Raw genomic sequence first — 13,457 nt, 5'->3', positions numbered from 1 at the left:
ACCAGCCGTGGTACGGGGTGAGCGCCCGGCCCGGCTCCACGCGGAACGTCACGGACGGGTGGGCGGGAACACGGGGGCGCCTCCGACCGGGGCGCCCCCGTGGGCGGCGCTCCCGTGGGCGGTGTGCCCGCCGGTGGCGCGGCCCCCGGCGGCGGCGCGGCACCGTCCGGTGGACGCCCCGCGTCCGGAGCCCCGCAGTCCACCCCCGGCGGCCCGTCGAGCGGCCGCCCCGAGGGCACGTCCCCGACGCCCTCGACCGACACCGGGCCCCAGCCGGCGAACACCCCCGAAAGCGGCTTCCCGCAGAACGGCCAGGCGAGCGACGGGACGCACCCGCCCGCTCAGGCGACGGACCCCGCCGCCGACCCGGCATCCCAGCCGAGCCCGGCCGACACCGACCGCACGACGGACCCCGCGGCCAGTACCGACCGTGCGGCAGAACCGACGGCCGATGCCGACCAGGCCACGGACCCGGCAACGGGCGGCGACCGCGGAACGGACCCGGCGGCGGGCAGCGACCGTGCGGCGGATCCGGCGGCCGGTACCGACCGGGCATCGGACCCTGCGGCCGGCACTGACCAGGTAACGGACCCGGCGGCGAGCAGCGACCGTGGGACGGATCCGGCGGCGGGCAGCGACCGTGGGACGGATCCGGCGGCGGGCACGGACCGGACCTCGGAGCCGGCGCGTTCGGAAGACAGCGGGGCACAGGTATCGAACGCCCCCGAGAGCGGCGACGGGACGCGTCCGCCCGCTCAGGCGGCGGACCCCGCCGCGGACCCGGCGTCCCAGCCGAGCACGGCCGGCACCGACCCTGCGGCGGGCACTGACCCGGCGTCGGACCCGGCGACGGGTACGGATCGGGCGGCCGATCCTGCGGCGAGCAGTGACCGGACGGCGGAGGACCCGGCGGCGGGTGCCGATCGGCCAGAAGCGACGCTCGCGGGCGACCGGGAGCAGGGCGCGGACACCGATCGTCCGGAGACCGGGGCGCGGACGCAGGAGCAGGACGCGCCGGGCGCCTTCGGGGTGTTCCCGATGGGGACACCGGCGAACGTTCCGGGTGCGGGCGCGGGCAGGACGCCCACCGGGGCCGCCGCGCGCGGTGGTCCCTCTCAGCCGAGGTGGACGCCCGAGAGCGAGGGAACGCGGACCACGGAGCCGAGCGGGATCGGCATGCCCGACTCCACGCCCCCCGCGTCGCGGACGGACGGGGAGCAGCAGGGTCCGCCGGCCGGGCAGCCACGGGATCTGAGCAGCGAGCTCAGGGACCGGTACGACGCCGACACGGTCAACGACGTGCTCGACGACGTTCTCCGGAATTCCGGTGGCCCGTGGCGCGACACGTACGGACGCCTGTCGACCGACGCCCTGCTGGCGTCCAGGCTGTTCGCCCAGAGCGACCACCGGGCGATCAACGCCGCGCTCGACAGCGGTGATCCGGGCGCGCTCGATCCCTACCGGGAGCAGGTCCGCTCCCATGACGAGGTGCTGGCGGGGCTCCGTCCCTTCGACGGGCAGGTCGTGCGGTCGGCGGAGCTGACCCCCGAACAGATCGCCCGCTACCGCGAGGGCGGTGTCGTCCAGGAGCCCGGGTTCGTGATCGCTTCGCGCGATCCGGGTGGGCCGCCCCGGGGCAACGCCGAGTTCGTCATCCAGTCCCGTACGGGACGGCTGGTGGGGCCGGCCATCGACCCGCGCCACAGCGAGGACTCGGTGCACTTCCCCCGCGGTACGCGGTTCGAGGTGGACCGGGTGGAGGATCTCGGCGACGGGCGCACCCGCATCCACCTGAAGGAGGTGGAGGCGCCCGACCGGACGGCCGGTGACCCGTCCAGGACGCCGCAGGACACGCGCGACGGCGCCGACGCGACGCGGGACGGCGCCGACCCGACGCGCGACGGCACAGACCCGACGCGCGATGCCGACGACCCGGCGCGGGACGCCGCCGACGAGGCTCCACGGCGGGAAGAGGCGCCCGTGCACCCGCGGCCGGGTCTCGACTCGCTGGTGCCGCGCGACGAGGCCGAGGCCGCCGCCCGGGAAGCCGAGATCACCGAGATCATCGAGCAGCAGATGAACCGGCGTTTCGGCCCCTACGACTCCAAAGTCACCAAGGTCGAGGTCTCGGACAACCGGGTCGTCTTCCGCGGCGAGGTCTTCGACGGCAAGAAGAAGGTCGGCGAGTGGGTCCGCTACATGGAGCGCCGGGACGGTGATCTCTGCGCCCACCACGAGAAGCTGAAGCTCGACAAGGGCTACCGCGGCAAGGGGTTCTCGAACGCCTTCAACCACCATCTGGAGGGCTGGTACCGGGAGTCGGGCGTCGACCGCATCACGCTCACGGCGGGAATGTCGGACGGCGGGTACGTCTGGGCCCGCAAGGGTTTCGACTTCAGCCGGGCGAGCGACGCGCGGACGCGGCTCCGGGATCTGCGGCAGAGGACGGACAGGCTGGAGAAGTGGCTCCAGGACCACCGGGACGACCCGTCGATCAGCGACGAGGTCTACAACCGGCAGGCGGACCTCCTGGAGGAGGCCGAGGCGCTGCTGCGCGACGCCAATACCCACAGGTTCGGCACGGCCGGCTTCCCCAGCGCCCAGGAGATCGCGCAGCTGGGCTACCGGCCGGGCATGACCAAGGACGACATCTGGCTCGGCAAGTCGGTGATGGAGGGCTCCGGCTGGGGCGGCGTGAAGAAGATCGCCGGAACGGACCCGGGCGACACCGCGAGCCCCGGCCGTTCCGACCGCGGGGAGCAGCCCGGACGGCTCCGGCGCGACCCGGAGGCCGCGGCGCCGCCACCCGAACGGGCGGGTGACCCCGCGCGCACCGATCGCACGGACGGCGCCGGGCCCCCGCACGGGCGTCCCGAACAGGATCCCGCCCGGACGGACGACGGAGCCCCGAGCGGGCCGGTCCCGCGGCGCGACGTGCCCCCGACCCTGCCGCCGCACCTGCACAACGCATGGCAGGGCAGCGCGCGGACGCCGGGAGGGCGGGCGTTCTACGGGGACGGCGGCCCCGGCACGCGCGGTCCCGTCCGGCCGCATTCCGACCGGACGTTCATGTTCGACGCGCCGGGCGACCGGAACGGCCCGGTGGTCGACGGTCGCCGGCTGACCCCGGCGGACGTCGCGGACCTCGTCCGCGCCGATCCGGCCTGGAACGGCCGCGAGCTGCTCCTGCTGGTGAACGACTCGGGCAACGACCCCAGGTTCACCGCCGAGGTGGCGCAGCGGCTCGGCGTGCGGGTGCAGGCGCCGACGACGCCCGTCACCGTCGACTCGAACGGCCAGGTCAGGGCCGGTGGCTGGGCCGCGGCCGGGCCGAACGGCCCGATCCGTACCGCGGACCCGGCACCACCGGCTCACGGCCCGGCGCGTACCGACCCGTCCGCCGGTACGCGGACCGGAGCGCCGCATGCACAGCACCGCACGCCTCAAGCACAGCACCACACGCCTCAGGCGCAGCAAGGTGCACAGCAAGGGGCGCCGCAGCCGACGCCGGGCCGTCCCCCGGTACAGGGCGGCGTCCAGAACCTGCCGCCGAGCGCGCGCCGCCTGCTGGACCAGACCTCGGCGCAGGCGACCGGGCGCCCGTTCCCGGCCGGCGCCGATCCGCGGGCGTACCTGAACGGCCTGGAAGGCGAGTACCGCTCGGCGTGGGCGCTGGCCGGCATGAACGACGGCCGCACCATGCCGACCGCGCAGGACCTGCACCGCATCTGGCAGAACCCGAACCTCACCCCGGAACAGCGCGGGCTCGTCCACCACGTGCTGTCCTCCCCGAATCCGGAGGCCCGGCTCAGGGCCATGTCGCAGTACTCGGCGCAGTGGGGCCTTCTGGGGCAGGCCCTGGGGACCCGGCCGAGTGTGGAGGCGCTCAACCGGCACGTGGCCCCGCAGGACAGCGGCGGTGCTCCGCTGGCCCGTTCGGCGGGCGACGACGGGACGGACCAGCACGGCGACGGCGCCGGCGACGCCGGCAGCCAGCCGCCGCCGGGGCTGCCGGACCACCTGCACGACGTCTACCGCGCCAGCCAGGAGACCCCGGCGGGACGCGCCTTCTACACGACCGGCGAGACGGCGCACCGCGACCTGGCCGGGCGGGTGCCGCCGGACCCGAACCGGTTCGTGATCGACGGTCACGGCGACGCGACCGGCATGCGGGTCGGCACGCGCCGGCTCAGCGTGGACGACGTCGCCGACCTGATCCGCAACGACCCGGACTGGGACGGCCGCGAGATCATGCTGCTGTCCTGCGAGACCGGCGCGGGCGACTTCGCGCGGGAGCTGTCGCAGCGGCTGGGCGTCCCGGTCACGGCGCCGAACCGGCTCGCGTGGTCGGACCGGGACGGCAACGTCTACGCCTCGACGGGCACGCCCGACCAGGACAACAGGCTGCAGCCCGACCACCCGCCGAACGGCGAGTGGACGACCTTCCACGCCGACGGCACGACGACGCCGGCCGGGCACGGCGGCAACGCCCCCGGGCACCCGAACCCGCAGACCGACCTGCCGGCGCCGCACCGGGCGGACCCGGACCTGCCGCACCAGCAGACGGACTGGGATCCGCCGCCGGTCGGGGACCAGCGTCCCGCGCGGCTCGTCCTGCAGCCGGGCCAGCGGATCGCCGATGTCGCCGACCTGGACCCCGATCGGGTCTACCACGTCTACGAGCCCACGGCCTCGGGCGCGAACGTGCTGCGCACGATCGCGTACACGGGTCCCGCGGACGCCGACGGCCACGGCCGGGTCACGCACGTCACCACGCCGCCGGTCGATCCGAACCAGACGCCTCCGTACGACCCCAACCGCGTCTACGCGCCGCCGTTCAACCCGGACCACAACGCGGACTTCACCAGCCCCGCCCCCGGTGTCACGCACCGGGTCGACCTGGGGATCGGTGAGCCGCACCTCTTCGAGGGCGACCCGGAGGACCAGGGACGGACGCCGTCGGCGACCGACTTCGACCCGCCGGCCCTCCGCCACGACACGGTCCGGGGCTACGACCTCGACGCCGAGGGGCCGTACTCCGCGCGGTCGGACCTGCCGAAGAACAGCAGGATCGCGGTCTACGACTCGCAGGGCCGGCTGCACGGCATCTTCTGGACCAACGACCGGCGCGAGGTCACGCACGTCCGGACCTGGTACGGGAACAAGGCCGACGGCTTCAACCCCGAGCTGGGCGTCAGCAAGCCCGCCATCGAGGGCGGCGACGTGCCGCGCCCGAACGCGCGCTACATGGTGGAGCCCGTCGCCCAGTTCAGGACCCTGACCGGCGCGGACTTCGACCCGCCGGCGGGACTGCGCAGCGGGGACATGCGGCCGGACGGCCGCAACGACCTGCGCGGCACGTTCCTGTACGAGACCGGCGACCGCGGCCAGACGATCGCGGCGACCGGGCAGCCGCGGTTCAGGCACGGGCTGGAGCAGCGCAACACGTACATGCAGGGGCTGTCCGGCCACCAGGGCAACGCCGACTACCCGAACCGGATCAACCCGAATTCGAACCGGTACAACGGCGGCCACATCTTCTCGTACGAGAGCGGCGGCCCCGGCGAGTTCATCAACTACTTCCCGCAGGACAGGTTCACCAACCAGCGCGGCAGCCGGAAGGGCGGGATCCCCCTCCTGACCTGGCGGGCGATGGAGGAGCAGGTGCGCGCCGTCGACGGCGGGCGGCGGACCAGGGTCGAGCGGTTCGACTTCTTCCCGGAGCCGAACGACCCGATGCGGACGCCGCTGGTCGTCCACGCGCGCTGGACCCAGGTCGACCTGTCCGACCCCCAGCGGCCGGTGGTCACGACGCGCTACCGCAGCTACCACAACCTGGACGGGGCGCAGCGCAGGAGCCACGGCATCGTCCTGCCCAACCCGCAGCCCGGCGGGCAGCCGGACCCGGGTTCCCCCGCCCTGCCGCGCCCGGACGCCGGCGCCCTGCCGCGCTCGTTCGACGACGGTCATGGCGACGGGCCGGAGACCGGCGATGGTGTCCCGCCGCGCTCGGAAGGCGATGGTGTCCCGCCGCGCTCGGAAGGCGACGGGGAGACGCCGGAGCGGCCGTTCGCGCCGGGGCAGGACCCGGCCGCGGTACCGCCCCCGCCGCAGGTGCCGCCGCTGTCTCCCGAGGCGCGGAACGTGGTGAGCCTGATCGGGGCGGACCCGGCGCTGAGGCCGCTGCTGTCCCCCGGCGCCGACATGCGGGGCATGCTCGACCACCTGCGGCTGCAGGACTTCAGCGCGCGGCGGCTGGCCGCCCTGAACGGCGGCGCGCTGCCGAGGGCGGACGACCTGCCGCGCCTGCTGCGCGACCCGTCGCTCGCTCCGGCCGACCGGTTCCTGCTGCGCGAGCTGGCGGCCGACCCGTCGGCGGGGCAGCGGCTCCAGCGGATGCAGGCGGACGCCTGGCGCCTCCACAATCTGTGGCAGGCCCTCGGCGAGGCGCCGACGCCCGAGGTGCTCGGGCGGCGCTTCGGCGAGGCCGACCAGGCCCTCGGGCAGCCGCTGCCGGGACCCGGCCAGGCGGTGCGCGGGCTGGACCCGGCGACGGCGGCCACCCTGCGGCTGGCCGACGGCACCCCGCTCGGCGACCGCGACCCCAGGCTGCTGGTGGGGACCACCCAGGTCGAGCCGGGATACGTTCCGACCACACCGGTCGGGCCGGGCGACCGCGGGCAGGTCCCGCACAACTACCGGATCAGGCTCGACCTGCCGCCGGGATCGGCGGGCGCCCGGCTCGGCGACGGGCTCTACCTGCCCCGCGGGACCCGGTACGAGATCACGGGCGCCGAGTTCCGCGGCCTGGACGCCGCGGGCCGGCCGATCTACGACCTCACCGCCAGGGTGCTCCCGTCCGCCCTGCCCCCGCACCTGCACGGCGTCTTCCAGAACAGCGTGGCCATCCCGGCGGGACGGACGCTGATCGGGACCGACGCCCCGCAGTTCGCGTCACTGCTGACCCTCCAGCCGGACCCCGACCGCTACATCCTCAACGCGCACGGCACGCGCGACGCCATGTTCATCGGCGACTACAACGTGCCGCAGAGCGTCGACGACATCGCGGCCCTCATCCGCCACGACCCGAACTGGAACGGCCGCGACGTCTTCCTGCTGTCCTGCAACACCGGTGAGAGCCGGTTCCTCGACCGGCTGACGGGCCACCGGCCCTTCGCGGCGCTGCTGGCCGAGCGGCTCGGCGTCACGGTCACCGCGCCGGACGACCTGGCGTTCAACGACCACGCCGGGAACATGTACACCACGTCCGCGCGCATGCGCCCGGACGGCACGTGGGACGTCGACCACCCGCCGCGCGGCAGGTGGGTCGCGTTCCACCCGGACGGCAGCCGCACGGTGGTGAGCCGCGGGTACGCGCCGGGCCGTGCGGTGCCCCAGCCCGGCCCGGGGACGAACGGCCCGGTGCCGTCCCGGCATCCCGTCTGGGACCCGCCGATCCGGCCGGGCCAGGCGCCGGTCCCGATCCGGCTGGGCCCCGACGACCGGATCGCCGACCGTACGGACCTGGCTCCGAACACCGTCTACCACGTCGTCGAGCCCGGGCCCGGCGGTGCGGACGTGCTGCGTTCCATCGCCCACACCGGCCCGCCCGGACCCGGCGGCCGCGCCGCGGTCACCCATGTGGCGACGCCGCCGGGCGCCGCGGGCGTCCCGATCGTCGACCCCAACGCCAACATCGACGTCATCGCCCCGCGGAACGGCGTGACCTACCGCGTCGACCTGGGCACCGGCGACCCGCAGATCTTCCGGACCGGCCAGGACGGGGGACCCTCCCCCTACTCGCCGCCGTCGCCGGGCGACGGCCTCGCCTCGGGGATCCGCTCCGAGGAGCCGCTCACCGAGGGCCGGGACGTCGAGGAGCTGGCGCGGGTCACGTTCGAGGACGGCACCACGGCGGTCCGGAAGCGGTTCCGCTACCCGCACCAGGCCGACGCGGAGGCGCTCGTCTCCGCCGTCGGGGAGGCGCTCGGCGTGCGCGTCCCGCGCGTCCACCAGGACGGCCTGACCGTCTACATGGACGAGGTGGGCGGCCGGAGCTCCTACGAGGTCGTCGACTCCGAGGCGCGCGCGGCGTGGGCCGACACCCCGGCGGGCCGGCTGCTCGGCCTGCTCGACGTGCTGGTCCAGAACCCGGACCGGTCCGGGAGCAACTGGCGCCCCGAGGACGGGCAGCCCGACGATGACGCCGTCATCTACGGGATCGACCACAGCGACGCGTTCCACGGCGTCGCGCCGAGCCCGTCCCTGAACCAGTTCACCGCGCACTACCTGCGTGAGGACGGGCCCGCCCGGACCGGGTACGTCCAGGGCAACCCGCTGAGCCCCGAGGACGTGCGGGACGTGCGCGAGCGGCTGGAGGGCCTCAGGGAGAGGTTCGTGCGGCTCGACCGCGGCGACTGGTTCGACGGCATGATGGCGCGGCTGGACGAGCTCGAACGGAACGCGGCCGGCGAGGACCGCTTCCTCACGCTGGGCCCGGCCCGTACCGACGGTGAGGACGGCGAGACCCGTACCGCCACCGACGACACCCACACCGACGACACCGACGACACCCACACGGACGACACCGACACCGACGACACCGAGGACACCGGCACCGGCGACACCGACCGGCAGGACGAGGTCCAGCAGGACGACCAGCAGGACGGTCAGCAGGACGAGGTCCAGCAGGACGGCTCGGGCGGGCAGGGCGGGCCGCCGCCGCGAGGCCCCGGGGACCCCGATGACGGCTCCGGGCTGCCGCGGCAGTTCCACGACCTGCTGCAGCGGCTGTTCTCGGGTTCGGCGGCGGACGCCGCGGCCGACCAGGGCGGCGGGCGGACGAGTCCCGACATGACGCCGCGGCTGCGGTCGCTGCTCCGGGAGCTGACGGCCAATCCGCGGCTGGAGCGGTTCCTGCGGTCCGATCCGCGCGTCCAGTCCTACCTGGACAGGCTGCGCGGCGACGGCTTCATGGCGAACCGGCTGGCCGAGCTGAACGCGAACCACCTCGGCCGGACCGGGTTCCCGTCGATCGACGAGCTGGCGGCGCTCGCGCGGCGGCCGGAGATCGGGTACATCAACACGATCCTGCTGCACGAGCTCCTCAACGACCCGATGCCGGAGCGGCGGTACCGGCAGTTGCTGGAGAACAGCCGGGTCCTGGGCGAGCTGGACGCCTTCCTCGGCTCGGACAGGGACTTCGCGGGACCGCTCGACGAGCTCAACGAGCTGACCGAGCGGCCGCTCGGGGAATCGGCCCGGGTCGTCCACGATCTGGGCGGCCTGGACTTCATGCGGCTGGGCGACGGGAGCCCGCTGGGCGACCGGGACCCGCACCTGCTGGTGGGGACCGCGCAGACCCAGCGCGGGATCGTGCCGACCACCCCGGCCGACGATTCGGCGGGCGGCGGCGGTGCGCGCTCCCGCTACCGGCTGCGGCTCGACGTGCCGGAGGGGTCGCGCGGGGCCTGGCTGGACGGCGACCTGCACCTGGGGAATCCCCAGTACCGCGTCACCGACGTCACCGAGGTCGGGAGGGACGCGCAGAACAGGCCCATCTACGAGATCACGGCCACCGTCATCCCGCCGACCCTGCCCGACCACATGCGTGCCCTGTACGGGGAGACCAGGCCGCTGGCGCACGGGCGGATGCTGTTCCGGTCCGACGAGTCCCTCTCGGAGTGGACGCCGCGCATCCAGGCCGACCCGCGGCGCTACATGTTCTCCGTGCACGGCAACCCCATGCTGGTCGCCTACCGCGACACCGCCATCGGCGCGGCCGAGCTCGCCGCCATGATCCGGCACGACCCGCAGTGGCGCGGCCGGCCGATCACGCTCCAGTCCTGCCAGACCGGCGGGCAGCGGCGTGAGGGTTTCGTGGACGGGCTCATCCGGAGGCTGCTGGGGCGTCCCCGCCCGTACGAGCCGCCGTTCGCGGCCTACCTGGCCTGGGAGCTCGGCGTCCCGGTCACCGCACCCACCCAGCTGGGATGGACGAGCTCGGACGGCGACGTCTTCACCTCGTCCCAGCGGTCCAGCCGGTCGGACTCCGGTCCCGTCATGCCGCCGAACGGCGAGTGGGTCACGTTCTTCCCGGACGGCAGCAGCGTCGTGGCGAGTCAGGGCACGCTCCCCACGTTCGTGGTCTGGGACCCCCCGGCGGGGCTCGGCGACCCGGTCGAGATCAGGCTGGGCCCGGACGAGCGCGTCGCCGACCGTACGGACCTGGAGCCGAACCGGACGTACCACGTCGTGCGGACCGGCCCAGATGGTGTGGATGTCGTCGATGCCATCGCGCACACCGGTACCCGGGACGCGAACGGCGCCGTCCAGGTCACCCATGTGGGCACGCCCCCGTTCGACCCGTGGGCTCCGGTGCGCGACCCGAACGACAGCGTCGACTTCGCCGATCCCAAGGACGGCGTGATCTACCGGATCGACCTCGGTGTGGGGGAGCCGGAGGTCTTCCGCGGCGGGGACGAGGCGCGTACCGCTGCCGCGTCCGACGCGGACTCCGTTCAGGACCCGGCGGAGGAATCCGACGGCGAGGGGCCCGACGACAAGCGGTCCAACGACGAGGGGCCCGACGGCGAGCGGTCCGACGACGAGGGGTCCGACGACGGCGAGTCCGACGACGGAGGATCCGACGAGCGGTCCGACGACGAGGGGTCCGGCGACGGAGAAGCCGACGACGGAGGGTCCGACGACGGCGGATCCGGCGACCGGGGGCGGAACGACGACGACGCGGCCGGCGGCCGCGGCCTGTTCCACGGGTTCCGGTCGCGGCAGAACGAGCCGTGGGACCAGATGTGCGGGACCTGCGGTGAGCGGCGGGTGACCGGGGACGGGCCGTGCCGGTTCGGGTCCGCCTGCCCGTTCGGGAGCTACCCGTACCCGGGAGAACCGCTGCCGGGGAAGAACGCCTCCGCCGGCGTGCAGGAGGTCGCTGGGCCCGGCCCGCAGGGTGGCCGCGACCTCGCGGCCGAAGCGGGCCCGGGCGAGCGGTCCTCCGGGTACGGCTGGTACCAGGAGCCTTCGCCGGGCGCGCCCCCTGCCCCGGAGTCCGGCGCGCCGGAGAACGTCCCCGGCGCCGCGGACGACGGTGTGCCGCCCGATCTGCCGGCCCACCTGGAGGACGTTTACCGGAACAGCATGCGGACCCCCGCCGGGCGCGCGTTCTTCGGCGCGGACGAGCCCATGATGCGTGACGCGGCCCTCGCGGTGCCGAGCGACCCCGACCGGTTCGTGGTCGACTACCACGGGGGACCGGACGGTCCCCGGGCGGCGGGGCGCACGCTCAGCGCGGACGACATGGCCGCGCTGATCCGCAACGACCCGGGCTGGAACGGGCGCGAGGTCGTGCTGATGCCCCGGGGCGGCGACTCCGGGGAGTTCGCGGCCGAGCTGTCCAGGCGGCTCGGTGTCACGGTGCTCAGCTCGGCCGACGCGGAGCTGTCGGCGGACGCGGGCGCGGCCCCGCAGGCGCCGGCGGACTCCGGCGGCCAGGGCGCGGGGATGGTCTTCTATCCCGGCGGCGGCGCGCCGCCGGGAGCGGCGGGCGGCGGGCCCGGCCGGCCGGCCCGGAAGGCGCCGGGGCGGGCGGTCCCCGGGGCCGAGGACCGGCAGGTGTGGGGTGCGCCCGACACGCCGCCGGCGGATGCCGGGTCCCCGGCATCCCGGGACGGCCACGCCCACGACCCCGTACCGGCGCCGAGGAGACCGGCGGGTTCGCCGGACCGCGCCGGGTACGGGCCGAGCGCGCTGGACCGGATGTACGGCGAGCTGCCGCCGGAGCTGCGGAACGCCGCCTGGCGGTACGCGGTCCAGGCGGCGCCCGAGGAGTTCTTCCGCCTCGGGGCGGCGGACCCGGCGTCGTATCTGGAGCGCCTGGCGCGGGCGCACCGGGCCGCCGGGAGGCTCGCGGGCCTCAACGGCGGCCGGATGCCCGCGTCCCGGCGGGAGCTGCTGGCCATCCGGGGCCGCCCCGAGCTGCCGGCCGGCTCGACGGGGCTGCTGGACGGGCTGCTGACGGCGCCCGGCCGCTCCCTGCGCGGCCTGCTCGGCATGCTCTGGAAGGACCATCTCGAATGGGAGAGGTTCCGCGGGTACCTGGGCGAGGAGCCGACGGCGGACGCCTTCCGGCGGCGCGCGGCCGAGCTCGACCGGGCGCTGAACCGGCCCCTGCCCGAGCCGCTGCGGGTGGTCCGCGAGCTGCCGGAGGTGTCGTTCCTGGTGGCCGCGGACGGCAGGCAGCTGGGTCCCCGGGACGCCGTGGCGCATCTGACCGGGACGGTCCAGACCGATGCCGCGCCGGTGCTGGCGTCGTCGTCCGACGCGGTGCCGGCCGGCGGTGGCGTGGGCGGGACGCGGGCCTGTCGTCTCCTGCTGACCCTCCCGCAGGGGTCGCGCGGGCTGTGGCTGGGCGGTGCCGGACGGCAGGAGGTGCTGCTGCCGCGCGGCACCCAGTACGTGATCACCAGGGTCGTTCCCGCCGGTGCGGCATGGACGCGGGTCCAGGGCGGGCGCCGCGAGCGCCGGGACGTCCACGACATCGAGGCCGTGGCCGTCCCGCCGGGAGTGCCGTCATGACCGTTCCGCCGCCCGTGCCGGGCCAGGTGCCCGCCCCCGCCGCCGGCGCGGCCCCCGCCGCGCCGGCGCCGCCCGCGGCCGGCTACGACCACTGGACCCGGGAGCCGGTCGTCTACTTCGAGGTGCTGTTCCGCGGGCGTCCGATCGGGCATCTGTGGGCGTCCGGGGAGCATCCGGCGGCCGGTTTCCTGTGCGCTCCCGACGCCTCCGAGGAGGTGCTCGAAGCCGCCGAGGTCTGGGAGGACCGGCTGGCCGAGGCGTACGGCCGGGGCGAGTCCGCGGTGGACGCGGTACGGCGGTGGCGCGGCGCCCCCGACGACCCACGCTGCGGGGCGGTCCCGGGAGACGCGCGGGAGCGGGGGGCGCCGAGCCTGTCGGCGCTGTACGAGCTGACCGAGCCGGGCGTCCCCGCGCCGGCGGGGCCGCTGGCGCAGGACGGGCGGTTCCACGACGGCACCCCGGTGGACCGGGAGTTGGGCCAGGGGCCGGCGTTCAGCGTGGTGTCCGCGACGTACCCGGGTAGCGCCGAGGGCCCGGTCCGATATCTCACCGTCGTCCGCCGGTCCACGGTCTTGGGGTACGTGTGGGCGGCGGAGGACGGCCGGTCGGCCGGGTACGTCCCGCGCGCGGCGGCGGGCCGGGCCGGGGAGACCGCCGCCGGGTGGTGGCGGCTGTGGCTGAGCCGGGCGTTCCAGGCCCGCCTCCCCGCCCTGGACGCCATGCGGCGGTGTGGGTCGGTGCCGGCCGACGAGACGGCCGGGTACATCGGCCCGGCGGCCGAGGAGCGGGCCCTGCCGGACCTCGACGCGCTGCGGGACCTGGCCCGTGCGTAGGAACGGCGGGCGGTGCGCGTGCTGACTACACTC

The 13,457-nt window shown here is 75.5% G+C and carries 2 protein-coding genes; both read left to right on the top strand.

Features of this window, described 5'->3' with window-relative positions; genetic code table 11:
* The first annotated feature begins 1,176 nt into the window (after positions 1–1,176).
* Positions 1,177–12,591, top strand: coding sequence for a hypothetical protein (locus tag AB0881_RS16690; protein ID WP_366617783.1), 11,415 nt, complete (start codon positions 1,177–1,179; stop codon positions 12,589–12,591).
* On the top strand, positions 12,588–13,424 hold the full coding sequence (locus tag AB0881_RS16685) for a hypothetical protein (RefSeq protein ID WP_366617782.1): 837 nt from the start codon (positions 12,588–12,590) through the stop codon (positions 13,422–13,424). The genes AB0881_RS16690 and AB0881_RS16685 overlap by 4 nt, the downstream gene beginning before the upstream one ends.
* Positions 13,425–13,457 lie beyond the last annotated feature (33 nt).

Source organism: Spirillospora sp. NPDC029432 (assembly GCF_040703975.1).
GTDB lineage: Bacteria > Actinomycetota > Actinomycetes > Streptosporangiales > Streptosporangiaceae > Spirillospora.
Note: the sequence above shows the minus strand (reverse complement) of the source record. Positions and strands in the feature narration are given on the sequence as shown.

Coding starts and splice junctions, on each gene's coding strand:
- AB0881_RS16690 (WP_366617783.1), top strand. CDS start 1,177: ATGCCCGACTCCACGCCCCCCGCGTCGCGGACGGACGGGGAGCAGCAG.
- AB0881_RS16685 (WP_366617782.1), top strand. CDS start 12,588: ATGACCGTTCCGCCGCCCGTGCCGGGCCAGGTGCCCGCCCCCGCCGCC.